The 26,620-nt window shown below is 71.6% G+C and carries 24 protein-coding genes; 11 read left to right on the top strand and 13 right to left on the bottom strand.

Annotated features, from left to right (window positions below; genetic code table 11):
• The first annotated feature begins 47 nt into the window (after window positions 1–47).
• Both AB0G84_RS21815 and AB0G84_RS21810 read left to right on the top strand, forming a co-directional pair.
• A complete protein-coding gene (locus AB0G84_RS21815) occupies window positions 48–917 on the top strand; it encodes a hypothetical protein (RefSeq protein WP_361323076.1) in 870 nt (289 codons plus the stop codon).
• Between the two features lie 145 nt (window positions 918–1,062).
• Window positions 1,063–1,236, top strand: a complete 174-nt coding sequence (locus tag AB0G84_RS21810; protein WP_361323073.1) for a CsbD family protein — start codon at window positions 1,063–1,065, stop codon at window positions 1,234–1,236.
• A 213-nt stretch (window positions 1,237–1,449) separates the two neighbouring features.
• On the opposite strand, the gene AB0G84_RS21805 is transcribed toward AB0G84_RS21810, so the two are convergent.
• Window positions 1,450–1,818 (bottom strand): VOC family protein, encoded by a 369-nt coding sequence (locus AB0G84_RS21805; RefSeq protein ID WP_361323070.1) that lies wholly within the window; start codon window positions 1,816–1,818, stop codon window positions 1,450–1,452.
• A gap of 299 nt (window positions 1,819–2,117) precedes the next feature.
• Here AB0G84_RS21805 and AB0G84_RS21800 point away from each other — a divergent pair, with 299 nt between their 5' ends.
• Window positions 2,118–2,963: a sugar nucleotide-binding protein gene (locus tag AB0G84_RS21800; RefSeq protein ID WP_361323067.1), complete on the top strand. Its 846-nt coding sequence runs from the start codon at window positions 2,118–2,120 to the stop codon at window positions 2,961–2,963.
• A 152-nt stretch (window positions 2,964–3,115) separates the two neighbouring features.
• Here the strand turns inward: AB0G84_RS21800 and AB0G84_RS21795 are convergent, their stop codons facing one another.
• The 3 genes from AB0G84_RS21795 to AB0G84_RS21785 form a co-directional block, all read right to left on the bottom strand.
• On the bottom strand, window positions 3,116–3,763 hold the full coding sequence (locus tag AB0G84_RS21795) for a class I SAM-dependent methyltransferase (RefSeq protein WP_361323064.1): 648 nt from the start codon (window positions 3,761–3,763) through the stop codon (window positions 3,116–3,118).
• Window positions 3,764–3,962: 199 nt separating this feature from the next.
• Window positions 3,963–7,376, bottom strand: coding sequence for a M48 family metalloprotease (locus tag AB0G84_RS21790; protein ID WP_361323061.1), 3,414 nt, complete (start codon window positions 7,374–7,376; stop codon window positions 3,963–3,965).
• Window positions 7,373–7,849, bottom strand: a complete 477-nt coding sequence (locus tag AB0G84_RS21785; protein WP_361323058.1) for a hypothetical protein — start codon at window positions 7,847–7,849, stop codon at window positions 7,373–7,375. Before AB0G84_RS21785 ends, AB0G84_RS21790 begins: the two co-directional genes overlap by 4 nt.
• Window positions 7,850–8,037: 188 nt before the next feature.
• Between AB0G84_RS21785 and AB0G84_RS21780 the strand changes: the two genes are divergently transcribed.
• The 3 genes from AB0G84_RS21780 to AB0G84_RS21770 all read left to right on the top strand — a co-directional run bounded on the left by AB0G84_RS21780 (window position 8,038) and on the right by AB0G84_RS21770 (window position 10,381).
• The gene (locus tag AB0G84_RS21780; protein WP_361323055.1) at window positions 8,038–8,508 is read left to right on the top strand and encodes a DUF4334 domain-containing protein; all 471 of its coding nucleotides are present in this window, start codon (window positions 8,038–8,040) and stop codon (window positions 8,506–8,508) included.
• Window positions 8,509–8,600: 92 nt separating this feature from the next.
• On the top strand, window positions 8,601–9,686 hold the full coding sequence (locus tag AB0G84_RS21775) for an NAD(P)-dependent alcohol dehydrogenase (protein ID WP_361323052.1): 1,086 nt from the start codon (window positions 8,601–8,603) through the stop codon (window positions 9,684–9,686).
• An 89-nt stretch (window positions 9,687–9,775) separates the two neighbouring features.
• Entirely contained in the window at window positions 9,776–10,381 is a 606-nt protein-coding gene (locus AB0G84_RS21770; RefSeq protein WP_361323049.1) for a hypothetical protein, read from the top strand.
• A 198-nt stretch (window positions 10,382–10,579) separates the two neighbouring features.
• On the opposite strand, the gene AB0G84_RS21765 is transcribed toward AB0G84_RS21770, so the two are convergent.
• Window positions 10,580–13,657 (bottom strand): tetratricopeptide repeat protein, encoded by a 3,078-nt coding sequence (locus AB0G84_RS21765; protein WP_361323047.1) that lies wholly within the window; start codon window positions 13,655–13,657, stop codon window positions 10,580–10,582.
• A complete protein-coding gene (locus AB0G84_RS21760; RefSeq protein ID WP_361323044.1) occupies window positions 13,654–15,462 on the bottom strand; it encodes an HSP90 family protein in 1,809 nt (602 codons plus the stop codon). Before AB0G84_RS21760 ends, AB0G84_RS21765 begins: the two co-directional genes overlap by 4 nt.
• 238 nt (window positions 15,463–15,700) lie before the next feature.
• Here AB0G84_RS21760 and AB0G84_RS21755 point away from each other — a divergent pair, with 238 nt between their 5' ends.
• Window positions 15,701–16,366: a helix-turn-helix domain-containing protein gene (locus AB0G84_RS21755; RefSeq protein WP_361323041.1), complete on the top strand. Its 666-nt coding sequence runs from the start codon at window positions 15,701–15,703 to the stop codon at window positions 16,364–16,366.
• Window positions 16,367–16,449: 83 nt separating this feature from the next.
• Window positions 16,450–17,778: an MFS transporter gene (locus tag AB0G84_RS21750; protein ID WP_361323157.1), complete on the top strand. Its 1,329-nt coding sequence runs from the start codon at window positions 16,450–16,452 to the stop codon at window positions 17,776–17,778.
• Between the two features lie 85 nt (window positions 17,779–17,863).
• Here AB0G84_RS21750 and AB0G84_RS21745 read toward each other — a convergent pair whose 3' ends face one another.
• On the bottom strand, window positions 17,864–18,337 hold the full coding sequence (locus tag AB0G84_RS21745) for a MarR family winged helix-turn-helix transcriptional regulator (RefSeq protein ID WP_361323038.1): 474 nt from the start codon (window positions 18,335–18,337) through the stop codon (window positions 17,864–17,866).
• 88 nt (window positions 18,338–18,425) lie between these two features.
• Here AB0G84_RS21745 and AB0G84_RS21740 point away from each other — a divergent pair, with 88 nt between their 5' ends.
• Both AB0G84_RS21740 and AB0G84_RS21735 read left to right on the top strand, forming a co-directional pair.
• Entirely contained in the window at window positions 18,426–18,710 is a 285-nt protein-coding gene (locus tag AB0G84_RS21740) for a hypothetical protein (protein WP_361323035.1), read from the top strand.
• Between the two features lie 143 nt (window positions 18,711–18,853).
• The gene (locus tag AB0G84_RS21735) at window positions 18,854–19,198 is read left to right on the top strand and encodes a hypothetical protein (protein ID WP_361323032.1); all 345 of its coding nucleotides are present in this window, start codon (window positions 18,854–18,856) and stop codon (window positions 19,196–19,198) included.
• A 27-nt stretch (window positions 19,199–19,225) separates the two neighbouring features.
• On the opposite strand, the gene AB0G84_RS21730 is transcribed toward AB0G84_RS21735, so the two are convergent.
• Complete coding sequence (locus AB0G84_RS21730; RefSeq protein ID WP_361323030.1) at window positions 19,226–19,813, bottom strand: DUF1214 domain-containing protein; 588 nt, start codon at window positions 19,811–19,813, stop codon at window positions 19,226–19,228.
• Here AB0G84_RS21730 and AB0G84_RS21725 point away from each other — a divergent pair.
• Complete coding sequence (locus tag AB0G84_RS21725; protein WP_361323027.1) at window positions 19,802–20,041, top strand: helix-turn-helix domain-containing protein; 240 nt, start codon at window positions 19,802–19,804, stop codon at window positions 20,039–20,041. The genes AB0G84_RS21730 and AB0G84_RS21725 overlap by 12 nt on opposite strands.
• A 237-nt stretch (window positions 20,042–20,278) precedes the next feature.
• Here the strand turns inward: AB0G84_RS21725 and AB0G84_RS21720 are convergent, their stop codons facing one another.
• The 5 genes from AB0G84_RS21720 to AB0G84_RS21700 all read right to left on the bottom strand — a co-directional run bounded on the left by AB0G84_RS21720 (window position 20,279) and on the right by AB0G84_RS21700 (window position 26,597).
• Window positions 20,279–21,010 carry an SOS response-associated peptidase gene (locus AB0G84_RS21720; RefSeq protein ID WP_361323024.1) on the bottom strand — a complete coding sequence of 244 codons (732 nt, stop codon included), beginning with the start codon at window positions 21,008–21,010 and terminating at the stop codon, window positions 20,279–20,281.
• Window positions 21,011–21,291: 281 nt separating this feature from the next.
• Entirely contained in the window at window positions 21,292–22,023 is a 732-nt protein-coding gene (locus AB0G84_RS21715; RefSeq protein ID WP_361323021.1) for an alpha/beta hydrolase, read from the bottom strand.
• Window positions 22,024–22,225: 202 nt separating this feature from the next.
• A complete protein-coding gene (locus AB0G84_RS21710; RefSeq protein WP_361323018.1) occupies window positions 22,226–24,073 on the bottom strand; it encodes a beta-galactosidase family protein in 1,848 nt (615 codons plus the stop codon).
• A gap of 291 nt (window positions 24,074–24,364) precedes the next feature.
• Window positions 24,365–25,441, bottom strand: a complete 1,077-nt coding sequence (locus AB0G84_RS21705) for an alcohol dehydrogenase catalytic domain-containing protein (protein ID WP_361323015.1) — start codon at window positions 25,439–25,441, stop codon at window positions 24,365–24,367.
• A 631-nt stretch (window positions 25,442–26,072) separates the two neighbouring features.
• Window positions 26,073–26,597 (bottom strand): hypothetical protein, encoded by a 525-nt coding sequence (locus tag AB0G84_RS21700; protein WP_361323012.1) that lies wholly within the window; start codon window positions 26,595–26,597, stop codon window positions 26,073–26,075.
• Between the last annotated feature and the right edge of the window lie 23 nt (window positions 26,598–26,620).

Raw genomic sequence — 26,620 nt, 5'->3', positions numbered from 1 at the left:
GGCCCGGCAGACCGTGGCCGCCAGCTCACGGGCCATAGGCTCGGCACGTGGCCCACACCCAGGAGCGCGCCGAGGGCGCCGGACCCTTCACCACCCGACTCACCCGCCACCTCGCCACCGGCGCCACCTCCGTCTGGGAGTCGCGCCGCGCACGCAAGCGGGGCACCCTGACGATCCGTCGCACGGGTGCCACCGCGGCCGTCCAGTACGCGGACGAGGAGGCCCTGCGGCGGCTGCGCCTGCTCAACACCGTGGTCGCCACGGCGTTCACGACCGGCGCCACGCTCTTCGTCCTGGGTGCCGCGCTCTCCCAGTTCACCGCCGCCGATCCCCTTCAGGCCGCCACGGTCTACTTCGTCGGCGGCCTGTTCTTCAACGCCGGCGCGTACGCTTCGCTGCTGCAGACCGTGAACGCGCCCCGCCGGGGCGCTGACGCCGGCACGCTGGAGACCCCGCGGTGGCGGTGGTGGAGCTACGAGCCCCTGCACCTCGACTGGCTGACCACGTTCGTACTGTTCGTGGGCACCCTGGAGTTCGGCATCAACCTGCTCGACTCGTTTCTGCAAGGCCTGACCGTCCAACAGGCCAACCGGCTGATCTGGGCTCCCGACGTCATCGGCTGCCTGCTCTTCCTCACCTCCGGGCACCTCGCGCTCGCCGAGGTCAGCCACGGCCCCCTCCGCGTCCGCCCGCAGGACCTCGGGTGGTGGATCGCCGCCGTCAACCAGCTCGGCTCGGCACTGTTCATGGTCGCCGCCATCGCCGATTTCACCAACCCACGCACCGGAACCCTGGTCAACGTCGGCATCACCAACTGGGGAACCCTCACCGGTGCCGCATGCTTCGTGGTCGGCGGCGTACTGCAGTACTTCGAACGCCCCGGTAGCCCCACCCGTACGACGGGCGACGCGGCGTGAGCAACGGCGCCGGCGGCGCCCCTCGGCGGGTACGGCCGAATGGGTGGTACGCGGCAGCGGGGTCGGTGGCGGCGTTTGGGGGCGGTGGACAGGGGCAGGCGATCTTGTGTCAAGGACTCACACCAACGCAAGGAGGAGTGCGACCATGACCGCCAACGGCAAAACGACCGCGCGGACTCAGCAGGCCATAGGCGCTGTGCAGGAGACCGCGGGACGGGTCGTGGACCACGACCGGATAGCCCGCGAGGGCCGCTCGGAACGTGCCGAGGGCGATCTGCGCCGGGCCGAGGAGAAGGCCGAGGAAGCCGTCCGTAGATGACGGCGTGGCGCAGATGACCTCGTCACGGGAGCCGGTCGACACGTCGGACCCGCCTTTGACGAATGGGGAGTGGCCCGGGGATCGCGTCCCCGGGCCACCGCGCTGTCGCTGTCATCCTCGCTGTCGCTGTCGTACGTCTCCCGACCGCGTTGTCCTCGGCTGCCGCCTGCGGGGCCGGTCGGCGAGCGGGCCGAAGCCGTCAGCCGTCAGCCGTCAGCCGTGGTGAGTGGCGATGACGCAGAAGCGGTTCCCGTCCGGATCGGCCAGCACGATGAAGTCGGCGTCCTCCGGGTACAGGTCCCAGGCAACCCGCCGGGCACCAAGTGACACCAGCCGCTCCACCTCAGCGGCCTGGTCGGCCGCGTCTCCCGCGTACAGGTCCAGATGGACCCGAGGATGCTCCTGCACCGGCGTCTCGCTGAGGCCCAGTGAGAGCTGGGGCCCGGTCCCGGCAGCCGGAACCAGCACCACCCAGTCCTCCTCTGCCTGTTCACGCGGGACGTACCCCAGCGCCTCCCTCCAGAACGCCGCCGCACGCGGTACGTCCGCCACCCCCAGCACCACGGACCCGATCTTGAGCATGCTCTCCTCCGCTCCTCCCCCATCTCGTCCGCACTCTCCCGTACGTCCCTGTACGCACCGGTGCGCCCTGTCCGGCTCCGTGCGTGTTCCCTCCAGGATCTCCCATCGCAATGACGTAGGACGTCGCCAGGAGATCACTGTGCGTCCGAGGGTTGGGTGCACTCACGCATACGTGGCGGAGTCACTCTCGGCGGGCGAGACTGCCGCCAGGTAGATGGTCGCAGTCTCCGTCGGCCGTGCTGTGCTGGGGCTCGGCTCAGCGGTGGCCGAGCCGGACCGGGCTCCTACTGTGGGGTGTCATGAAGATCCTCATCATCGGTGGCAGCGGGTTTTTGGGGACGGAACTGGTGCGCCAGGCGGTGGCTGTGGGCTGGGAGACGGCTGCGACGTACCACTCACGTCCCAGCAGCACGGCCGGAGCCTCGTGGCATCCGCTCGACCTTCGCGTCCCGGGGCGCATCGACGCGATGCTGGCCGCCATCGCCCCCGTCGCAGTGATCAACGCAACCAGCGGAGGGAGCGACTGGGCGGTCACCGCTGATGGTTCGATTCACCTGGCCATGGCAGCGGAGAAGCGGGGTTGCCGTTTGGTGCACGTCTCCAGCGACGCCGTGTTCTCCGGTTCCCGGATCCACTACGACGAGACCTGCCTGCCTGACCCGGTCACCCCGTACGGCGCGGCGAAGGCCGCCGCCGAGACCGCGGTGCGGCTCTTGGCGCCAGCCGCTGCCGTCGCACGCACCTCATTGATCATCGGGCACGGCCGCTCCGTGCACGAGCGCACCGTCCACGCCCTGGCGGCGGACCCGCATGACGGCGTCCTGTTCACTGACGACATCCGTTGCCCGGTGCATGTCGAAGACCTTGCCGCCGCTTTGCGGGAGCTCGCCGTGTCCGACGGGGCTGGGATGTTTCACCTCGCCGGAGCAGACGCCCTCAGCCGTCACGACCTCGGTGTTCTCATCGCCCAACGCGATGGACTCGACGCATGCCGGCTGCCTGCCGGGCGCCGGGCCGACTCCTTGCTGCCCGGGGCCCTCGACGTCCGCCTCGACAGCCGCGCCACCCAGGGCCGTGTGCACACGCGACTGCGTGGAGCCCAGGAGTTCCTCCACGTCCGGGACGGCGAACGCACGGTGCCGTAGGCCGGCTGCTGCCACCGCATCTCCGACTGGGCCCAGCAAGTGGCTTCAGCTCGGGCGGGCGGTGAGCCCTGATCAGGAGTCGCCGCCGCGAGCCGGACGGTTTCCCGTCCGGCAGGTGGGGTGCGGTCGTGCGGTCGGACAGGTGGTCCCGCCTAGGCTTTGCGGGCGAGTAGGTGGACCTCCTTGAACTGCCGTCGGTCGGTGGGCTGGGGCTCGCGAACCATTCGGGCCACCTCGACCAACCCGGACTCGCGCAGCATCGCGGCAAGGTGATCAGGCGACCACCGATAGGCCAGGGCGACTGCGTGATCGAAGACCTGCGTCGGGTGAGACGGATCTTCGCTTGCAGAAAAGGCGAGCAGGAGGTGGCCGGCAGGTGCCAGCACACGGTGGAACTCCGCCAAGATGGCGGGGAGTTCTTGCGGTGGAGTGTGGATGATGGACCAACGTGAGAGTACGCCGCTCAGCGCGCCGTCAGCGATGTTCAACGCGGCCATCGAGCCCACGTCGAACCGCAGGCCCGGATAGGCCTGTCGAGCCAACTTGATCATCGCAGGTGAGGCATCCACACCAAACGCCGCCAGGCCCAGCTCATCCAGGTAAGCGGTGATATGGCCAGGGCCACATCCCAGGTCCGCGACCTGACCGTCCCCACTCGCACGTACGGCCTCGGCGAAGGCACCCAAGATCGCGCGGTCCAGGGGTCTGTCACGCAGGGTGTCGCGGAACTGTTGCGCATAGGTGGGGGCAGCGTCGTCGTAGGCCTCGCGGGTGGCGCTGAGGGCATCGTGTTCGACCATGCTCGCGACAGTAGTTCCTGGCGCTGAGGCGAGCCGGGAGAATCACGATCTCCCCTCCCGCCCGATCGCCCGGGCTATCTGGTGCCTTGTCAGGCAGCCTTGGCCGGGTAATCGGTCCGCTGCCGGATCGGTGGCTCGGGTGCGAAGCGGGTCTTGGGCTCGGCGTGACTGCTCCGCCAGCGGAGGTGTGCGGCGATGTTCACCGACTCCCCGAAGGGCTCCCCGAGGGGGAGCCCTTCGGGGTCTTCGCCAGGCCGAGGTCGTCCAGCCGGCCGACGAAGCGCTTGAAGTCCGTGATGGACCGTGCCAGCTCCTTCAGACCGGTTACGGCCTGGGCCTCGTCGCCCTTGCGCACCCCTTCCCGGCACCGCGTTCCACCGTCCACGGCCTCCCGCAGCGCCTGGTCCCACAGCGCCCGGGACTCGGGCGGGGGCGTACCCGCCTGGGCGCGGCGCCCGTGCTCGGCCAGCCTGCCGCACACCGGGCCGACCTTCCCCGGCTGGATCCCGTCGGTGCTGCGCAGGGCGGCGAGCAGGTCCCTGGAATCCGTGATGAGATCGCCGATCACCGCCTGGCCATGGATGCCCAGCCAGCCGAGCAGTCGGTTCCGTCTCTCGGCGACCGCGCCGGCGGAGGGCGAAGCCGACGGAGAGGGCGACGCCTTCGCCGACTGGCGGGCGAGGGCCGAGGTGAACAGCCCGGCCTCCTGCGGTGGCTTGGCCAACCACCAGCCGGTGAGCAGGACCAGCCCCGCGACACACGCCGCCAGCACATACCCCCGCCGCGCCCACCAGCGGGCGGCAGGCGGCAGCGGTCGGCGTCGGGGCCGGGACCGGCCGCTCACCCGGGCCAGAGCGAGGGCGAGCCCGACGACCGCCGCCAGAGCGACGGAGAGCACCAGCGCTGCCGGAGCCACGGCTGCGTGCAGCCACAGCCAGGAAAGGCCCGGCCGCCAGCCGCAGTTGGCGGCGAGCGCCCCGAGCGGGCGGACGCAGCCGTCCGTGGCCGTGAGGAGGAACGTGGCGAGCGCCCCCGGCACCCCTGCCGCCACCGCCCCCAGCCCGGCGAACCTCAGGGTCTTCCCGGACCCGGAACGCCTCGCCGCCAGATACCCCGTCATGGCCGCCGTCGCGGTCGCGAGCACCAGCGCCAACGCGGTCCACGACTGCGCGTCGGCGAGCCACCTCGGCGTACTGTGCGCGGGCCGCGCGGCATGCAGCCCGCATCGCACCACCAGCACTGCACCGACGCCCAGCAGCACCCCGGCCCCCGCCACCGCCCACCGCGCTCCGGCCGTGGCCACCCTCCGGCGGGCAGCCGACGGCTCCTGCGCGTCCTGCGTGGATCGCCGCGCGCGAGCCCCACGCCGGGTGACCCACGCCCGCAGCGCGACCGCAGCGATCGGGGGGAAGGCCACCGCGTAGAAGCCCATGCCCAGGGTGAACGGGGCGGTGAAGGTGTGGATCTGGAACCACGCCGGACCGGTCTTCCAGCCGCACCACGCGCCGAGCACCGCCACCTGCGGCACACACCCGTCCGTCCCGGACAGTACGAGGTCGCCCGCCAGCCCCAGCAGCAGCGCGGTACCCGCCGCCGCGAAGGCGACAGGCAGGGGGTGGCGGGGCGCCCGGACATACGCGACCACCGCGGTGACCGCCGCCGCGGCGCACAGCGCGACCACCATCCCCATCGTGGCGGTCACGAACCACAGGTCGCCCCGGTCCGCCGCCGGAAGGTGATGCGCGTGCAGCCAGGCCCGGACCGCCACCTCCGTACAGACGCACAGCGCCCCGCCCGCCACGCCGTACGCCAGCACCCGGCGCAGGGACGGCAGTCCGCCACCGACGTGCCCCGGCGGATCGCCTGACGGGAAGGCACGACGCACCCAGGGCGGCACTCCGGTCACCGGGCGCCGGGCCCAGGCAGCCAACGGGAAGAGCCACAGCAGCAAGCCACCGACGCCGAGAACGGGCACCGACAGCAGGTCCGTCCCGATGGCGATCCCTGGCCACCAGGACCGCAGCAGTTCCCGCTGGGCATCCGTGCCGGTCATGGCGGCGAACCCGGAGTCCGCCGCGTGGCGCACCGCCGACATGCCGATGCTCTCGAAGAGAACGCCCCGGGTGTACCACCAGACGAACCAGGCGCCGAACACCGCACACATCACGGCGAGCCCCAGCAGATGGACCCGGTGCAGTGAGCGCCCCCGGCAGGTGCGGATCCAGACCTCGGCGCACTGCGTGGTCCACCAGACGAGCCCCGCGGTGGCGGCCACCAGGAGCAGCAGTACCTGCGGCGCCGGGGGGAGCCAGCCGGGCCCGGCGCTGCGGAAGGTCAGCAGTTCGCCCACGGCGATGCCGAGGCCGAGCCAGACTCCGGCGCGCAGTCCCGACGGGACGGTTCCCCCGGTGAGCACCGCGTGGGCGACCGCGCGCCACAGCGCGACCCCGGCGATGCCGGTGATCAGCGCCGCCGTCAGCCATGCGACCAGTTCCGAGGCCCACGCCACGTCGGCGGGGCCCGACCAAAGGGTGGCCATTTCCACGACGTTCGCCGCCGCGGCCCCGGTCAGCACCATCGTCACGGCCCGGACGCCGAAGAGCGCCGCTGGGTTGAGCAGCGACTCCTCCCGCTCGGCCCACACCGGGTGGGTGCGCCACAGCGCGGCGAACCGCCGTGCTGTGCCGCGCCGTTCGCCGGCCGCACGGGACGCGGCCCGGATCGAGCCCGGGCTGCCGCCGAACCGCGCAGCGTCAAGGTCCGCGTACAGCTCCCGGGTGCGCAGCACATCCGCCCGCGCCAGCAGGACGAGGGCGGCCAGCAGTACCGGCTTCAGCAGCGCGCGCAGGCCCAGTGGCCAGCCCGTACGCCACTGTTCGAGCACCGCGCCCGGGCTGTCGAGGCTGCCCGGGTACAGCGTCCATACGGCGAACGGCATCAGGACGACCACGGCGAAGGTCCGCCACAGCGCCTCGGTGGCGTACGCGATGTCCACATCCCGGTTCCGGATGTGCGCCAATTCGTGCAGGACGACCGTGCGGAACCCGTCCGGGTCGGTGGTGCGGCGTGCGACGAGCCCGGCGTGCAGGCTGACGGTGTGGCTGCGCCAGCGTCCGAAGACCACCGCGCTCGGAGTGGCGGCAACCGGGTCGATGACGAAGCGCGGCGGCCGAGCCAGCCCGGCCGCCCCGGCCAGTTCCGCCAGTTCGGCGGCGAGCCCGACGTCACGGACCGGCACCAGCCGACCGCTGCGGGTCTTCCAGTGGGGCAGCCACCAGTACAGGAGCAGGGCGAGCACGAGGACCAGGGCGGTGCCGCCGGCCATCCAGGCCCATGGGGTAGGCGAGTACCGCTCGACGCAGGCGCTGTACTTGTTGTCGGGGTCTTTCAGGGCCAGTTCGACGGCGGCCGGCCCCAGGCGGTAGTCCCCCACGTCCACGCCGAGCAGCAGCGCGCACGTCCGAGCTGGGTTGGTCACCCCTTCGATGACGGGGCGGGGCGCGGCCAGGGAGATCAGCTCGACGCAGCTGGTGATGACGAGGACGACGAGCAGGGCGAAGCGGAGCGTCGTCCCCGCCCCCAGGACCCTGCGGTCCAGATCGGAGGCGCTCACGACCGCGGCTCGTCCAGCAGGAGGCGGACGGTGACCCCATCGGCGATGGCGGCGGCGCGGGTGTCGTCGATGCCGGCGGCTGTGCAGCGGGCGAGCACCAACTCGCGGACGTGCTGGGCCTGGACGCGGTCCAGCGGCGGCAGGGTCAGTGCTGCCTCGTCCTGCCGCGGGCGACGATGACGACGTAGCCGCTGTTTCAGGCGGGCCAGCCCGCCTGAGGCGGCGGTCTGCAGCTCCTGCCGGGCGACATCCGACAGGACGGTCCACAGCACCGGGGTGACCAGGGCGACGACGGTGTCCAGGCCGAAGCCGAGCGGTTCGCGGGTGCGGGCGCGTTGGCCGAGGACCCGGTCGATGGCGGTGTCGTCCAGTGGTTCCAGCCCGGCCAGCAGCGGCAGTTCCTCCGGCGCGGTCTCGGCGACCACGTCCTTGATCACCTGTCGTACCGTCAATTGCGTTACGTGTTCCCCCATGTATCCGGATTACTTGCTCTCACGCCCCGCCGCAAGACCAGGGCGGGCAGCTGCGTCGTGTTCGCGCCAGACACCGACGGATCAGCGGCATCATCCGCTCCGTGATCCGCCGCCGACTCGATCGTGCCCTCGAGCGGGGGACAGCCCTTAGGGTCGGAAGCCCGGACCCGATCATGGAAGGAACCTCCATGGATGCCGAGCAGGCCCGCGCACGGATCGCGGTCATCCGCAGCTCTGACGGCATGTCACCTGCGGACGACCTGGACGAGCTGTGGGCAGCGCTGCCGCCCGTACGGCCGGAGGACATCCTCGGCCCGTGGAAGGGGTACGCCGTGGCGACCGGGCACCGGGTCGAGGGCATGCTGGTGGAGGCGCAGTGGCACGGAAAACGCTTTACGTCGCTGTCCGATGTGGACCCTCTGATCTGCCGTGACGCCGACGGGCAGCTGTACTCCAACATCGCGTTGGGGCAGGGGAAGGCCACGCTGCAGACGGGCGAGTTCCGTGGCGAGAAGACCGCCGCCATGGTCTACGAGGGCCTGCCCGTCCGCGACTTCTTCAAGCGGATCGACGAGGACGCTCTGCTGGGCGTCATGGACGGCCCGGAGACCCTCGACGAAGGCCGCCACTTCTACTTCGTCCTCGAACGCGACCGCTGAGGACCCGGACTCGTAGCGAAACCGCGGCCGGCGACGGCAGCGCACTCACGCCGGCCGCACACCGCGGCCACGACCGAGGGGGAACACCCGACATGCGTATTCGAGCGGCCTGTGTGGAGTCCGTCGGTGGACCCTTCATCGTCCGTGACCTCGACCTCGAGGGTCCCGGTCCCGGTGAGGTCCTCGTACGGACCGCCGCCGCCGGCATCTGCCACACCGACCTCAGCACCCGGCAGGTCTGGCCGCGGCTGCCCATGGTGTTCGGCCACGAGGGCGCCGGCACCGTCGAGGCCGTCGGAGCCGGTGTGACGGGCCTGGCGCCCGGCGACCGCGTGTGTATGAGCTACCGCAGCTGCGGCGCCTGTGAGCAGTGCACCGCGGGGCACACCGCCTACTGCTCCACCGGCATCAACGCCCTCAATGCCAGCGGCGCCCGGCCCGACGGCAGCACCGCGCTGTCCCGTGACGGTGCGCCGGTCTTCGGCCATTTCTTCAGCCAGAGCAGCTTCGCGACCCACGCGCTCGCCCACCAACGCAACTGCGTCCGGATTCCGGCCGATTTCTCCCCCGTCCTGGCCGCGCCGCTCGGCTGCGGTGTGCAGACCGGCGCGGGAACGGTGCTCCAGGTGCTGCGGCCCGAGCCGGGGGCGTCGCTGGCGGTCTTCGGCGCCGGCAGTGTCGGTCTGAGCGCCGTGATGGCTGCCGTGGCGGTCGGCTGCGAGGTGGTCGCCGTGGACCCGGTTCCGGCACGGCGGGAGGCCGCACTGGACCTGGGTGCCGTCGCCATTGACCCTGCGGCAGCCGGCGACGTTTCCGCGGCCGTTCGTCACGCCACCGACGGCGGGCCGCACCACGCCCTCGACACCACCGGGCAGTCGGCGGTGATCTCCCAGGCCATCGCGGCACTTCGGCAGCGCGGGGCGCTCGCCCTGGTGGGAATCGGGAAGACGGCCGAGTTCGATGTCATGACCGTCATGACCAAGGGCCTCAGGCTGCGCGGCGTCATCGAGGGGGACGCCGATCCGGCCCTGTTCATCCCCCGGCTCATCGAGCTCCACCGGCAGGGCAAGCTCCCCGTCGAGCGGATCGTCACCGAGTTTCCGTTCGCGGAGATCGAGACGGCCGCCCGGGCCGCGGCGGCCGGTGAGGTCATCAAGCCGGTGCTGACGTTCGGATGACCGGTGCTGACGTTCGGAATGGGGCGCCGCGCCGTGACGCACCCGTGGGGGACGGTCGGACCTGCGATCGGGCCTACGAGGGGAAGGGCATGACGTTCACCCGCTTCTCCCTCGATCTGCACCGCCCTCCCCTCGACGGCTTCCTGTCGGCGGTGGACCGGTCCATGAACAGCAACACCCTGCTGTTGGGAGCGGTGGCCGACGTTCCCGTCGGACCGGAGAACCAGGAGGTCGTGTTCCGCGCCTTCCTGCAGAGCGAGGCGTATGCGGAGGCGCTGCTCGACGCGGATCGCCGGCGTGGCTGGTGCAACCTCTCGCACGAGTGCGAGGAGGTCGCCTTTGAGCGTCCACTGCTGCGCGAGGGCTTTCTCGCGACAGTGACCCGACTCGGTCACCGAGAGTTCCTCGCACGGTTGCGATGGATGCTCTGCGAGGCGTACAGCCCGTACGACAAGCACTATGCGGAGCCGGAGGCCGGCAAGCTGGTGAGCGACTTCGCCGATGAGCTGCTCGACGGGGGTGGCTCCGGGTGGACCTTCGCCTCGGTCGAGCCCGACTTCCTGCGTTCGACCGGCTACTTCAGCGGCGAAGCGCCCCTGCCTCCGGTGTACTTCGACGGTGGCGACTCCGATACCGCGACCTTCTTCCACCGTGACCGCATCTGCTACCTGCTGCTCACCAATGGATCTCCCTGAGCGGTGAGCGGTCCTGTTGGGGCATGGTCCGGTTCAGGGTCCCGTTGAGGATGTGGTGACGGGGCGGCGGGCCTGGGACGGCACCTCTCGTACGGCCTGGCGGAAGCCACTCGGCACCCCCGTCTCCGGGGCTGCTGAGTGGCTTCCGTCGTGTGCGCCCTCGACGCGCCTCTTGCGAGGGGGCCGCGCGTCGGCGCTCTAGGCGAGCTGGTCGAGCAGGGCCCGGGCCTCGGCCCGGTGTCGCTGCGCGATGGCGGTGTCCCGGTCCCTGTCCCGGTCAGAGTTGCGGTCCGCTCCCCCGTCCCCGTCCACGTCCCCATCCACATCCGTGTTCCGGTCCGCGCCCCCGTCCGCGTCCGGCTCCCCGTCCGTGTCGCCGTATGCGTCCAGGACGGTACGGGCGCGGGCGCCGGCCGCCGAGGCGTGGCCCAGGTCGGCCTCCAGCCAGGCGGCCATCAGCTGGGTGGCGCTGTGGTCGTGGCGGCCGGCCGGGCCGAGTGAGGCGAACACCTCGATGGCCTTCTCGAGGTGGCCGAGCGCCGCTTCGTAGGTGCGCCGCGCCGTGCCGTCGTCGTCCTCGTCGCCGGGCTCCGACCCGCAGTCGCGGACCAGCAGCTCGCCGGTCTGGCGGTGGGTGCCGGCGAGTTCCGACCGCAGCGTGGCGCGCAGGGCGTCGTCCGCCGGCTCGGCGAGGGCCTCGGTGAGGATCTGCTCGGCCGTGGCCATCACGTCCAGGGCGACCGGCAGTCCGCTGCCCGGGTCGCGCAGTGCGAGCCACGCACGGGCCCGCACCGCACGGGCTGCGCTGTCCGGGTGCCCGAGCCCGCGCCAGAGTTCCTCGGCACGCGCGTAGGCCGCGGCGGCCTGCTCGTGCATCCCGGCGCGGTTGAGGGCGTCGCCGGCGAGGTGGGCGAGGACGGCGTGGTCGCGCTGCCCCTGCCAGCCCTTGGCGATATCGGCGGCGACGAGGAAGTGCTCGCCGGCCTGCCGGGGTTCGCCGAGCACCCCGTGGCATTCGCCGAGCCACCAGCGGGCCTGGACGACCTGGGCCTCCTGGTGGTGCTCCTGCAGGTCGGGCAGGGCGCCCTCCAGGACGGAGGCGGCCTCGTCGAAGCGCCGGAGGCGGAGCAGCGCGCCGCCGAGCACCAGCCGCGCCCAGGCACCGATCCCCTCGCTCCGGTCCGCCTCGTCGGCCCAGTGCGTGGCCTCCAGTGCGTGCTCGGCCACGTCGTTGTCGTCCTGCTCGGTGGCGGCCAGGGCTTCGGCGAGGAGCAGGTGGAGGCGGGCGAGGCCCATCGGTTCGAACAGCTCAGCGCCGTCTTCGAGGGCGGCGCGGGCGGCCTTCGCGGCCTCGTGGGGACGGCCCAGGGCGAGGCAGAGGTCGGCGAGCCGGGCCTCGGCCTCCGCGGCGAGCCAGGGCACGGCGGCCTCGTGGTACAGCCGCACCGCGCGGGTGTACAGCTCCGCGGCCTGCGGCTCGTCACCCCGCCCGGCGAGCAGGCTGCCCAGCAGACACGTGGTGTCGGCGATCCGGGACAGCATCCGCCGGTCCTCAGCGCGGTGCTGCTCGGCGAGGGCGAGCACGCCACGGAGCTCGCCGGTGAGGGCCTCCGCGGCCGCTTCGGGATCGGGCGCTTCCCCGAGCGTGCCCAGCCGGACGCGAGCGGCGGCCAGCAGCGCCCCGGTCAGCTGTCGGGCCGTGGCCCGCCCGTCGGCGTGCAGGGTGCGCAACTCACCGCAGAGGGCGTCGAGTTCGGTGCGTCCTGCATCCGTACGGCCGGAGACCGCCGTCACAAAGGCGGCACGCGCCCGGCTGGCGACGCCTTCACCGGGGTCGCCGGCGGACTCGAACTGCTCGGCGGCCTGGTGGAACAGCCGGATGGCCGTGTCCGGGTCGTCGAAGGCGTCCAGGGCCGCGTGGTAGGCGACCTCGGCGCGAGCCCGCGCATCGAGTGCGGTGCCGGTCCGTTCGGCGGCCTCGGCAACCGCCCGCCATCCGTCGCGGGCGGCAGGGTGCTGGGCCTGGGTACGGCGACCGGCCTCGGCCACCAGCGAAGCGACGTCCTCGGGGCCGGTCTTCGCCGCCGTCACGGGCTCCCCTGCGGTCTCGGGCGCGGACGGCGTACGGACGGGGGATTTCGCGGCGAGCCGGGCGCCCCGGACGCCGAGCGCGAGCCGGTCGGTGAACGGCGTGCCGGCCATCCGCGCGGCCACCCAACGCCCGACCCGGTCGGTGCCGTTGCGCTGGTCGAAGCGGCCGGCCAGCTCGTGGGCGGCGTCCCGGGTACGGACCAGGAGGGCTTCGGTGGTGACGGTGACGCCGCCCGGCATGGGCACCGGCTGGTCGCCGTGACCGAGTTCCGTGAGGCGGCGCAGCAGCAGGACGGCGGCGCTCAGCAGGTGCAGCCGGGAGAGCGGTTCGTCCGCCATGTCGAGGTAGGCCGCGTGCTCGGCGAGGATCTCCAGGCCACGGGCCTCGTTGCCGGTCAGTGCGCAGAACTCGATGTGGCGGGCGAGGGCCGGCACCAGGCTGCCGTTGCCGCGGGCCAGGCGGTAGCCGCGCAGGTGGTTGCGGCGGGCCTCGTCGAACCGTCCGAGGCGCAGCAGCGGCAGCAGGGACAGCGCCAGGATGAGGTGCGGCTGTTCCGCGCAGGACTCCTCGCCGTGCAGTACGGGTGCCCAGGTGGCGAGGGCGCGTTCGTCGTCGCCCCGGTCCGCGTACCAGTCGCCCTGCTCGTTGAGTTCGCAGGCCAGGCAGTCGCTCATACCGTCGCGGTCGGCGGCGGTCCACTCGTCCAGCAGCCGGGCGGCCCGGGCGTCGTCCCCGATGTGCTGGGCGAGGTAGAACTCGGCCGCGCGGACCGGGCGCAGGGAGTGCCCGGCGAGGCGGTAGTGGCGCTCCATGTCCGGGAGCCAGCGGCGGACCGAGTCCAGTGGAATGGCGGGGTTGCCGGTCAGGCCGTAGGTGATCCACTTGAATTGCCAGTGGAGCCGGTGGAGCGCCGGGCCGCTGAAGTCCCCGGGGTTCTCGTCCCACATCCGCAGCAGCCGGGCGAACGGCACGAGCGTCTTACCGCTCTCCGAGCTGAACTGGTACGAGGTGATCAGCGCCAGCAGCGCCTCAAGCAGCAGCGGCCGGTCGCCGGTGGTCTCGGCGAGGGCGACGAGCTCCTCGGCCCGGGTGTTGCGGGCCGACCCGTTGGGCTCGGAGTCGAGCTGCCACAGGGCGCGGCGGATCGACTCGGGGGTGTGCGGCGCGGTGTGGTCGTGCGTCATCGGGCCTCCTCCTGGCCGTCGGCGTGCGTGGCCCACTGCAGCAGGTCCAAGAACGCACGGTTGAGCAGAGCGGAGTCGGCGGGCCGCAGCGGGCGCTGGGCCATCAGCAGGGCCTGGCCGTACAGCGCCTCGGTGGCGGTGCCGGCGAGTTCCCGGTCGTCGATCCGGGCGACCCTGCGGACCAGCGGGTTGTGGTGGTTGAGGACGAGCCGGGCGCGCGGTGCGCTGCCGCGCAGGCTGCCGAGGATCCCGGCCCACAACTCGTCGGCCTGCGCCTCTTCCTCGGCGCGGGCCCGCTCCTGGCGTGCCGAGCGGTCGTCCAGGTGCAGGGCGGGGACGGACACCGGGTGGAAGGTGCGCAGCACGACGTCGCAGCCGAGCGGGTCGAGCTTGGCCCGGGCGGCGGCGAGGAACCCGGACAGTGCCAGTTCCTCGGCGGCGTCGACCGTGTCGAGGTGGGCGGTGACGGTGTCGGCGTCGAGTTCGGCGACCTCGGTGCCGGGCCGTACCGTCGGCAGCAGTTCGACGAGCTCGGCGTCGTAGGTGTAGCCGCCGTTGATGACGCCGATGCCCTGGGCGGCGGCGATCGCGGCGACCTGCCGGTACTCCTCGACGGTCCGGGTGAAGTGCACCACGGCGTGCCGGCGGGCGAAGTCCTCCAGAGGCAGTTGCCCGTCCGTGGTCTCGAACGGCAGCCACGGCAGCATGGTGGTGAGTACGTCCCGGTCGTGCCGGGCCAGCGACTTCACGCCGAGGTGGTGCACGGCGAGGAACTGCGCGAGCCGCTCGGGCTCTCCCCCGGCCAGCCCGGTGAGCCACTCCTTGATGCGCGCGCCGAGGGCTTCGCGGACGGCCGCGAGGGTCTCGTCGGCGTACAGGCTCTCCCGGGAGGCGGTGGGCCGCAGGGTGTCGGTGTCGATGAGGCAGCGGACGAAGAAGGCCCAGTCGGGCAGCAGTTCGTCGGCCCGTTCGCTGAGCAGCATGCCCTTGAGGTGGACCCGGTGCCCGGCGCGCTGCGCGGGGCTGACGGCCGAGGGCAGGACGTAGGCGACTCCGCGGACGCCCGCCACCGGAACGTCGAGGTCGATGGCGTCGAGCGGGGTGAAGCCGAACTGCTGGTGACAGTGGCGGGCGAGGGCCACCCGCCGGGCGGCGGGGCTGGGGTACCGGCGCTCCCAGACGGCCGGGCGATCGGTGACCGGCTCGTCTCCGACGCGTACGTCGTAGGGCAGGAGCGATCCGAAGTCCCTGGCCAGCCCCAACACCCGCTCCGCGGCGAGCCATTCGGCGGCGCCGGGCCGGGCGGTGAGGTGCACGGTGGTACCGGGCTCGGCGCGGGCGTCGTCGGGGAGGGTGCGCACGGTGTACGAGCCGTCGTCGCGGGCGGTCCACTCGACGGGCGGCGCGGCGGTGTCGCGCGCGGACCGGCTGACGACGCGTATCTCCTCGGCGACGACGAAGCAGGCCAGCAGGCCGATGCCGAACTGCCCGAGGAAGTCGGCACGGGCCGACTCCAGGCCGTCGCGCTTGGAGCTGCGGCCGATGGTGGCCAGCAGGCTGTGGACATCGTCCTCGGTCAGGCCGATCCCGGTGTCCTCCACGCGCAGCCCGTTGTCGTCGACGTGCAGACGTACTTGGGCCGGGGCGTCGGGCCACTCGGCGCGGCGGGCCGTGAGGGCGTCGACGGCGTTCTGCAGCAGTTCGCGCAGGTAGACCTTGGGGCTGGAGTACAGGTGGTGGGAGAGCAGATCCACCAGGCCTCGGAGATCGACCTGGAAGCTGTGCGGTATGTGATCAGCAGTCATTCGTCGGTGCGCCGAGGGACATGCAGCATCCGGGGCGCGGACAGGGCGGCCGCGGGCCGCCGGTGGTCGGGTCCGGCCATCATAGGAGCCACGGAACGAAGTTGACCATGGATTTTCCGGTCCGCCGGGTGTGGGACGTACGCCGCCGCGTCGACCGCGGGCACACCCCCCACAACCGCAAAGGATTCTTCGCAAAGAAGCCTTCGCGAAGAATCCTTTGCGGTTTAGGGTGTGCGCCATGACTGACCCCAGAGAGCGGCCGTACCCCCCAACAGCACAGCCGGACACGGTAGTTCTGGATGCCAGGGGCCTGCGTGCCCTGGCACATCCGGTGCGCGTGCAGTTGGTCGGAATGCTGCGGAAGTACGGCCCGTCCACGGCGACCCGTCTCGCGGAGCGACTGGGCGTGAACTCCGGCACGGCCAGCTACCACCTGCGCCAACTCGCCGCCGCCGGCTTCGTCGACGAGGAGACGGAACGCGGCAACGCGCGTGAGCGCTGGTGGCGTTCGGTGCACCACACCACCTGGTTCAACGACCCGGAGCTGGCCGACCGAGAGCCCGAGGCCGCCCTGGCCTACCTGCAATCCGTGGCCGCCGCCTACACCCTTCGCACCCAGCGGGCACTCAACGAACTCCAGACGATGCCCGGCGTCTGGCGGGACACCTTCGACATCAGCGACTGGGCCCTACGGCTCACACCCGAGGAGACCGCCGCCCTGCAGGAGGAGTTGCGGGCCGTCATCTCCCGCTACCGGCGGGATACACCGCAGACGGCGGCCGGGGCTCCCGAGGGGGCCGAGCGGGTCGCCGTCATCGCCCACTTCCTTCCGGAGCTGGATGCCGCCGCCCCGCCGGCGGCCCCTCCCCGCCCCCGAGAAGCAACAGGAAAGGAGGCGCCGTGACGGAGCACGCCTTAGCGGAGGACGCCGCGACGGAGCACGCCCCGGGCGCCGCGGGCACCTCCCGCAGCCGGTCCTTACGTCCGCTGGGCGGGGTGCTGGCCGCCATGGCCGTCTCGGTGACCGGGACGCGGGTCTCGGCCGTCGCGCTGCCCTGGTTCGTGCTCGTCACGACCGGCAGCGCCACCCGGACCGGACTGGTCGCCTTCTGCGAGATGGCTCCCTGCGTGGTGGTCAAGGCCCTCTCCGGGCCGCTGATCGACCGGGTCGGTCCGCGAACCGTGTCCTGGACCACCGATCTGGTCAGCGCGACCGCCGCCGCTGCCGTCCCCCTGCTCCACGCCCTAGGCCTCCTGTCCTTTCCCCTCCTGCTGGTCCTGGTCGCGCTGATCGGCGCGGCCCGCGGCCCCGGCGACCTGGCCAAGGAGGTCATGGTGCCGGAGGCGGCCGAGCGCAGCCGGGTACCGCTGGAACGGGCCACCGGCCTGTCCGGAGTGATCGAGCGGCTGGCCGCCACCATCGGCCCGGCGGCCGGCGGCTCCCTGGTGGCACTGCTCGGCCCCCTGACCGGTCTGGTCGTCAACGCGGGCTGCTTCACCCTCGGATCGGTGATCATCGCCCTGGCGCTGCCGCGCGGCATGGGGCGCGCGACCGAAGCGGCCCCGACGCGGGCGGAGGAGCCGGCACCGGGCTACTGGCGACGCTTCGCCGAGGGCTTCGCCTTCCTCCGCGGCGAACGGCTCCTGCTCACCATCATCGTCACGATCGGAATCACCAACCTGCTGGAAGCGGGGTTCAGCACGGTGCTGCTGCCCGTCTGGGCCAAGGAGTCCGGCAACGGGCCGACGGCGATCGGCCTGACGGGCGGAGCTCTGGGAGCCGCGGCGGTTGGCGGAAGCCTGGTCGCCGCGATGGCCGCACACCGGCTGCGGCGCCGGGTGGTGTTCTTCACCGGGTTCCTGTTCGCCGGGGCGCCGAGGTTCTTGGTCCTCGCCTCCGACGTACCGTTGTGGGCAGTCCTGGTCGTGTTCGCCCTCAGTGGGTTCGGGGCGGGCTTCCTCAATCCGGTGCTGGGGGCGGTCCTCCTCGAACGTGTGCCGCGCCGGATGCTCGGCCGGGTCAATGCGCTCGGCGACTCGCTGGCCTGGGCCGGCGTCCCGCCGGGCGGACTGCTCGCCGGCACGGCGGTGGCCTCCGCCGGACTGACGTCGGTGCTGCTCGCCGGCGGGGCCACGCACGCCCTCACCATCAGCCTGGCCGGACTACGGCCGGAATGGCGCGAAATGGACCGTGCACGTGGGTCAGGCGCCCCGAAGCGGCTCCCCGAGGGGGACGATGCGGAGGAGGGCACCAAGGAGTCCACCGAGGGCCTCGCCGAGGACGCTCACACAGCCGGTACGCCGCACCCGACATGACCGGGGAACCGGCTGACGGCCACCCCTCCCCTGCCGCCCCTAGGACGCGACCGGTCCCAGGACACACGACCGGCTTCAGGCGGCTTCAGGACGCGCGGTCCGCGTCGGGGTGTGCGAGGGCTTCCGTGAGACGTTCCAGACGCCGGGCGAAGGCCGCGGCCTCGCCCGCCGGCCAGGTGGACATCTCCTCGGCCAGGAACGACTCCATCGCGCCGCGCAGGGCGCGGACCGCCCGCTCACCGTCCGAAGTGAGAGCCAGCCGGGTGGCGCGGGCGTCCGACGGGTCGGGGCGGCGGACGATCAGCCCGGCCTCCTGCAGGCGGGTCGCGTAGCGGGTGGTGACGGTGCGGTCCATCCCGATCACCTCGGCGAGCCTGGTGGCGGTCGCGGGACCGACCCGGGCGAGCCCGGACAGTACCGGATAGGTCGTGGCGTCCACCCCCTCAACTCCCGAGGTCAGCCGGCCGTAGACCCCGGCCCGCGTGGCTCGCAGGGTCAGGGCGCCGATGGCCTCGGCCACACGGGCGGCGGAGGTGCTGTCACGGTTCGGTTCACTCACCCCTCAATGATACGTGCAAAAAACACGGAGTCCTGCTACTGTCATTTGCGTGCAGAAAGCACGTTCATCGAACACGCAAAGGACCGTCATGTCGCATCCGCTTCCGCATCAGCCCGCCGTACGCCCCGAAGACGTCCTGCCCGCCGGTATCGACTCGACCGCGATCAACGGGCAAACCGTGCGCAAGGGTTCGGTGGCCGCCTTCGTCGCCAACGCCGTCCGGCTCGACGACCTCACCGAGGACACCCCCGAGTACACGTCCCTCGTCGCGCAGATGCAGGAACTCGCCCCGGCCTTGCGCACGATCGGCCTGCTCGACGTCTTCGCCCCCCGCTCCCCTGTGGTGGCGCGGATCCTCGCCGACGCCGCATAGCGCGAACGGCCTCTCGCGCGGATGCACCGCACCGGGGGACGTGCCGCATCTGGGTACGCGTACCCGCCTGAGTGCGCGTACTCAGAAGACGTCCCCCACATCCGGGCAGGCTCTCCACCACAGCAACCGACAAGGAGTTCCCCATGCACCACACCTCCCGGCCCCGGTCCTCGTCGGCCGCCGGTGGCCGACGCCGCCCGGGAGGCCGCCGCACAGCGGTCCTGGCGATCGCTGCGGTGACCGTCGCACTGTCGGCCACCGGCTGCTCGACCGAGGACGCCAAGTGCCGTGGTGGGGAGTACCCGGTGCTGGCCATCGGCAGCAGCACCGGCGGGGCATGCGTACCCAACGGCAAGAAGCCACCCAAGGGCTTCACCCGGTATCCCGCCGGCAAGGTCCCCGAGCACGTCGGCGACAAGTGGGACACGTACTGGGAGACCCACACGGTCGACAAGAGCGGCAAGATCATCACGACCCACCACAACTGACCACGGGACCGACGGCGAACCCGTACGTCAGCTGGTCATGGTGACCGCGGGCGGAGTCCAGGTGCCGTCGAGGACACGGGGCTTGGGCCGGTACATGCGGAGGATCATGGAGAACCGGCCGCTCGGTGCGGGCAGCCAGTTGGACTGCTTGCCCGCCGGGGCGTCGTGCTGGACGTAGAGGTCCGTGGAACCGTCGGGGTGGCGGGTCGGCTTGACGGCGTGTCCGACCTCGTAGCGGTGGAGCGGGTTGCGCACCAGGAAGCCGTTCGGGTCGTACATCGTGACGGACCAGAAGGCTTTCACCGGCGGAGTTTGCCCTGGGGCGAAGTGGAGGACGTACCGCTTGGCACCGGTCAGCGGCTTGCCCCGGCTGTCGGTGCGGACGATCGGGTAGACGGCGTCCTGGGGGAGGTTGGCGCCGAGCCCTTGCCAGGCGGTGGTCGCGCGCAGCAGGTAGTCGGTGCCATAGTCGCCCAGGTTGAGCGAGACACGCCAGCCGTTCACCTCGTTCCCGGACGTGGCGAGCGCGGCCTTGATCCGCTTCTGGGCCGCGGGTACGGCCTGGCGCAGAGCCTGTGCCGTGGCAGGGCGCGCTCCTCGACCTTGGACGGCCACGCCGGTCTGGTCGAGGCCGTCGCCGCGTTCCTCGACTGCGACCTCGACCGACGCCGCACGGCCCAAGCGCTCAGGGTCCACCCCCACACCGTCGACAACCGCCTCGCCCGGGCTGCCCAACTGACCGGCCTGGACCCGCACACCACGTACGGCGTACAGCTCTTCGGCGCTGCCCGCACCCTCCGTCGACTCGCTGAGGGCTCGACAACCGACTTCATGCCCGGCTGATGGACGCTTCCGCTGGGAATGGCCGGCTCAGTCGCCGTTGTCGTACCGCCCTCAAACGGGGAGTCTCGATCGGGTGGTCAGGGGCCGGCGGATGCCTAGCGGCAGGGCCTCCTGCACGGTTCGGGGATTGCCGAAGCCCTACCGGGCAAGGGAGATGCCCTCTCGCCCCAGCCCGTCGCGCGCGTGCCCGACGCCGCGAGGAGCCACGGCGCGCGCACGGGCCCTCCCCACCCGCCCTCAGGTGTCGGCGTCGTCCAGGAGGTGGGGGCCGTTGTTCCGGACGCTGTTGACCGCGGTGGACACCGCTCGGGCGGCCAGGTGGCCGGCGGCCGGTGCGGTCAACAGGGCGCGGAGCTCGTCGGGGTGCTCATGGCCCGGGTCGAGCCAGGCGCTCCAGTCGTCGGGGGCGATGGCCAGCGGCATACGGGGGTGGACGCGGCCGGCGGCGTCGGTGGCCTCGGTGGTGATGATGGTGCAGGTGGTCCACCAGTCACCGGGGGTCCCGTCAGCGGCGTCGGGGGCGCGCCAGAACTCGTAAAGACCGGCGAGCGCCATCACCTGGCCGTCTTCGGGGCTGATGAAGTACGGCTGCTTGCGGGCCTTGGTGGTCGTGGTGGCGGCGAGGGCCTGCCACTCGTAGAAGCCGTCGGCCGGCAGCAGACAGCGGCGCTTGGCGAAGGCGCGGCGGTAGGCGGGCTTCTCGGTGACGGTCTCCACCCTGGCGTTGATCATTTTCGCGCCGGTGTTCAGGCTCTTCGCCCAGGACGGGACCAGGCCCCAGCGCAGTGGCCGCAGCTGTCGGGTGATCTCCCCGGTGTCGCGCTCGATGCGTTCGAGCACCGACCACACCTCGTCGGTCGGCGCCACGTTCCAGCTCGGGTCGAGCGCATGGTCGGGGTCCCAGCGCGTGACGTCGAAGAGGTCCACAAGATCCTGCGGACGGCGGGTGGAGACGTATCTGCCGCACATACCTCCAGCCTGCCACGTCGCCGGCGGGCTGGCCGGTCGGTCCGGTCCGGCGGTGAGAGCGTTTCCCGCGGACGGGTCTCACCACCGACGGCCGGCCACCTGGGCCCGCCACCGGGACACCACCGGTCCGCTGCCCCCGCGGATGATCCACAGCAGCCGTCGGCCCGCACTGTCATCGATCTCCCGCACCCGGACGCTGTCGGTGGCGTCCGCCCTGTGCGCTGAACGCGCCGATCGGGATCGGAGCCCGATCGGCGCGTCGCGGAGGGCGGACGGCGGTATCAGCCGAGGTGCCGGGCGAAGAACCGAAGCGTGCTGTCCAGCTCGAACGCCGGGAGCTCCCCGTGTTTGCCGGGGTTGGCGTGCAGGGTCTTCTCGGCTGAGGCGAAGGCGTCGAACAGCGCCAAGCCCTGGGCCCGCGGCACCCGTTCGTCGTCCCACTGCAGCAGGAACTCCACCGGGACGGTGATACGCGCGGCAGCGTCGGCCGAGGCCAGCGCACCGCCCAGGCCCAACACGGCCGCGCGCACCCGAGGTTCGGCGGCAACGAACGGCACGCCGAGTCCGCAGCCCAGCGACACTCCCCAATAGCCCACCGGGCCAGCGCCGACATGCTCCAGTTGCTGGACCTCGTCCAGCACCGCCTGCCATTCCGGGACGGTCTGGCGAGCCACGAGCGCCTGGAAGCCGGCGATCATCGGAGCCAACTCCTCTCCGGCCGCCACCCGAGCCTGGTTCTCGGTTGCGATCCGGTCGTACTCCTCGTCCTTCGGCCGGTCGCCATGGCCGGGCACGTCCACCGCCACCACCCCGAACCCGCATTCGGTCACGAAGCGGCGTGCACGGGCCACGATGCCGCGTGCCTTCTTGTGCTGGCCGCCGCCGTGCCCGACCAGGATGAGGGGCCGAGCACCGGAGGAACCTTCGGGCGTCCACAGCACGCCGGGAATCTCACCGAGGGTGAAGAGCTGTTCACAGACGCCGTCGGAGGACGTCGCAGAGCTGAAGCGCATAGCGTTTCAAGCCTTTCAGGATGCCTTCTACGGGCACTCCCTAAGCCATGCGAAGGAGGGAGCCCCGACCTGTCACAGCGTTGATCGGTCTCACCTCCTCAGTTCGCGATGGCGCACAGCGAAGCCGAACGTATCACGGTGTCGGCGGCGCGCACCTGCTCCGGGTCTCCCTTGGTGAGCACCAGCAAGTCCTGCTGGACTACTAGCCGATGTCGGGGGCGGACCGTATCTCGATCCGGTCGCCGGTCCGTTCCATCTCCAGGACGACGATCTCGTTCCGTCCCCTGCGCCACAGATGGCTCGGCGCGTACAGGGTGACCTGCGGCCCGAGCGACCAGTACCGGCCGAGGGCGAATCCGTTGAGCCAGACCATGCCCTTGTCCCACCCCGGGAAGGCCAGGAAGCCGTCCGCGGGGGTGCCGAGGTGGACCCGGGCCCGGTGGAACGCGGGGCCGGCCGGTGTGTCACCGCTGCCGAATGCCAGGGCCGAGAGGTCGTCGAGGGGCAGCCGGCGGATCTCCCAGTCGCGCAGTTCCTCGTTGTCGAGGAGGACCTTTCCGGTGATGCCCTTGGGGTCGTTGAGGCCCTGCCCGAAGTTGACCCGCCCGGTGGGGTCGACGAGGAGGTCCAGGGTGCTCGAGGTGCCGGTGACCGCGAAGTCGACGGTGTGGCCTGGCTGGTTGCGGTCGAAGGTGCCGATGCGCTTGCCGTCGCCGAACACCAGCGCACGGTCGCCCAGCCCCGTGAGCCTCAGGCTCTTGGTGCCCTGCGCCCCCCGCACCCGGGTGCGGTAGTGGATCAGGCCGTGCGGCTGGCCGAGCGCCTCCATGTGGACCGGGGCGGGACGCCGTACCGGGGTGCTCAGCGCGTCCAACGCGTCCATCAGCGGGACCGACTCGCTGACCTTGAGGCTGCGGGCCGGCATGCGGCGTGGGGTGGCCGGCAGCGGCGTGTTCGGGAGGGTGGTGTAGGTGGCCAGCACCTCGCGCACCTTGTGGAACTTCTCCGTCAATTCACCGGATTCGCTGATCGGGGCGTCGTAGTCGTAGCTGGTGACGGTGGGCTGATAGGCGCTGCCGCTCAGGTTGGCACCCGCGGACCAGCCGAAGTTCGTTCCGCCGACCGCCATATAGAAGTTGATCGACGCTCCCGCTTCGAGGAGCTTCGCCACGTCGGCGGCGGTCTGCGCCGGGTCCGTGGTGTGGTGGGGCTCTCCCCAGTGGTCGAACCAGCCGTCCCAGAACTCCGTGCAGAACAGGGGCTTGTCCGGCTGGAAGGCACGCAGTTCCGCGAAGGGGCCGGTGGGGTCCCCGGCGAAGTTGACGGTGGACAGGAGATCGGGGAGGCTGCCGGCCCTCAACGCTTCCTGGGTGGCCCCGTTGGAGCAGAACAGCAGGCTGTCGATCCCTTGGGCCCGCATGGTGTCCCGTAGGTGTGCCAGGTGCGCGTGGTCGTCGCCGTAGCTGCCGTACTCGTTCTCGACCTGCAGGGCGATGATGGGCCCGCCGCGCGTGGCCTGCAGATCGACGAGCCGCGGCAGCAGTTCGGCGAACCAGGCATCGACCGCCCGCTCGTACCCGGGGTCGGAGCGCCGCAGGGGCGCGTCCTTGTCCTTGAGGAGCCAGGCCGGCAGGCCGCCGAAGTCCCATTCCGCGCAGATGTAGGGCCCCGGCCTCACGATCACCTTGAGCCCGACCTCGTCCGCGGTCCGTACGAAGGCGGCGACGTCTCGCCAGCCGGTGAAGTCGGCCTTCCCCTCGTACGGTTGGTGGAAGTTCCAGGCGACGTAGGTCTCCAGCGTGTTGAGCCCCATGGCCCGCATCCGCAGCATCCGGTCGCGCCAGTCGTTGGGATGGGTCCTGAAGTAGTGGAAGGCGCCCGAGAGTATCCGGAACGGCTTCCCGTCCAGCAGGAATTCGTGCCCGCGGGTGGTCAGCCCGCTCGGACTGTCGGCCTGGGCGAGGGTCGTACGGCCGCCCAGGGTGAGGCCCAGGGAAGCGGCGCCCACCATCGCCGCGCTCAGAAACCTACGTCGGCTGAACTGCGTCACGCTGCACTCCTCGACTCGACCGGTCATCGCCCAAGACTCGAACATGTTCAGTGGTGCGCGTTTCTGTGCATCGAGAGTGTTGTGTAGAACAGAAACGAGCACAAGGGTTCGTGACGATCAGGCGCGGTGAATCGGAAGGTGAGCGCGGGTCGTTCGTACGGTCCGTCCGGGGAGGATCGCGAGGGGGAGAACGGTGCCGGGAAGGACGGTGCCGGGAAGGACGGCGAGAGGGCGGAGGGCGGCAAGGGGGACGCGGCGCTTCGACGTGCGGTGGCCGCGGGGGTGCGTCGCTCAGGAGGGGAAGGTGATGAGCGGCTTGATGATGCCGCCCTCCTGTTGGGCCATGGCGTGGAACGCGTCCACGATCCGGTCGAAGCCGAATTGATGCGTGGTCATCGCGGTGGGGTCCACCCGGCCGTTCTCGATCAGGCGCAGGATCCGGCCGAGCCGTTCCCGCCCACCGGCATTGAACCCCATGTACAGCTGCTTGTCGGCCATGCCGTGGCCGATCGCATCGTGCGGGACGACCAGGGGCCCACCGGCGTCCGCGTGGTACCCGACGCTGGAGATACGGCCGCCCGGTTTGGTAGCCCGGAAGGCGTCCTGCCATGTCCCGGGGGACCCGTAGGCCTCGATCACCGCATCCGCCCCCAGGCCTCCGGTCAACTCCCTGATCTGCTCTACGGTGTTGCCCTCGGCCGGATCGATGACCAGGTCGGCGCCGAAGTGCCGGGCGAGCTCCTGGCGGCGGGGCACCGGTTCCACCGCGATGACCAGCCCCGCCCCGAGGAGCCGGCAGCCGACGGTGGCACTCAGCCCGACCGCGCCCTGGCCCAGGACGGCGACGGTCTCACCGAGTTTCAGCTCGGCGTGTTCCGCAGCGACGAAACCGGTGGAGAGCATGTCCGTGGCGTAGACCGCCGCGTGATCGGTGACGGAGTCCGGAATCGCCACCACGTTGGCCTGCGCGTGGGGCACCAGAAAGTACTCCGCGAGCATGCCGCCGTGCTGGGTGTACGCGGCGGCGCCCATCGTCCGGCCACCGCACTGCGAGGAGAACCCACGCTGACAGGAGTCACACTGGAAGCACGGGATGACGCCCCCGACCGCGACCCTCGAGCCGACCGTCAGGCCGGTGACGGCGGAGCCGACGGCATGCACCGTTCCCACGGCTTCGTGCCCCATGGTCCAGTCGGGCGGGACCGGCATACCGCCGCTGGCCGTGTGGATGTCCGAGGTGCACACCATGGCCGCCGTGGTCCGGATGACGACGTGATTGGGGCCGGGCTCGGGCACCGGTTTCTCCATGACCGCCACCTCCCCGGTCTCCCGCAGCACAAAGGCCCGCATCGTGTCGGAGCCGCTCACCGAGGGGTTCCTCCGCTTCCACCGTCACGGCGCCGGCGTGCATGGAGCCGGGAGCGCGGGGCCGGTCCTTCCGGAGCGCATCGCTCGCGCCGGACCCCGCAGCCCTCTCCTCCGACGTGTCGCCCTCGGCCCGCGACGGAGCCGGGGGCCCGTCCTACCGCCGCTGCCTGATGACCGCCTCCGCGGCCGGATCGCGTACCCACGGGAGGAGCGTAGTCTGCTTTGGTCGAATTGCCCGATTGCCGCCGCCCCGGGTGCTGTACGGACGGACCCACGGGCCGGGCCGCAGGGAGCCCCTCGCATTCCCCCAGGAACGGCGAAGGCCCCTTCCCTCTTACGGGAAGGGGCCTTGCATAGAGCGCCCGGCAGGCCTTGCACCTGCATCTCCCACCGGTTGGTGGACGTCTTTCCTTGGACCACAGACGCATCACTCCGGGCTCACTTTCCGCGAGCCGAAGTCACACCATGATCATACAACGTCGACGGCTGCCGGCGACGCCGCCGTTCCCCTGCCTCCGTTGAGGTGCGACGTCCTGACCTGAGGTGCGACGTCCCGATGTGCGGTGCGACGTCCAGACGTGAGGTGCGACGTCCAGACGTGAGGTGCGACGTCCTGACCTGAGGTACGTCCTCACCCCGACGATGCCTGCACGCGCTCCCCCATCGTGCCGGGCTGCAGCGCGGCGGCCCGCCCGCGTACGACGAGGTTCTGCGTGCCCAGGCCGATGGCCAGGTACGCGTAGAGCGACACCGCCCCCAGCACCCCGGCGCCGGCCGCGTGGTCGATCCATATGCCCAGGCCGAAGTGCACGGCCGCCGAGGCCAACCACAGCCCGGTGGTGGCCACCGTCCCCCTGCGCAGCGCCTCACCCTGCGGCCCGCGCCAGACGCGTACGGTCCGCGCCCTGACGGCTCCCAAGCACGCCGCGACGGCCAGGCTCGCCACCAGCAGGACCACAGGCAACGCGGTCATCGCATGGTGCTTGGCGACCGAGGCGATGCCGAAGGCGATCCCACAGACGCCCAGGACCGCGAAGACCGCCGGCGCGATCAGTGAGCCCACACGGCGTACCGGACGGGTGCGCAGCTGCTGCCGCACCACCAGACCGACCACCACAACCAGGGCCAGAACGGCGCCGCCACTCGTGCTCTGCATCTCAACTCCCCCGTCACGGCGCT

The organism is Streptomyces sp. NPDC020742, from assembly GCF_040641675.1.
Classification (GTDB): Bacteria; Actinomycetota; Actinomycetes; order Streptomycetales; family Streptomycetaceae; genus Streptomyces.
This window is presented reverse-complemented; position numbering and strand designations above follow the sequence as displayed.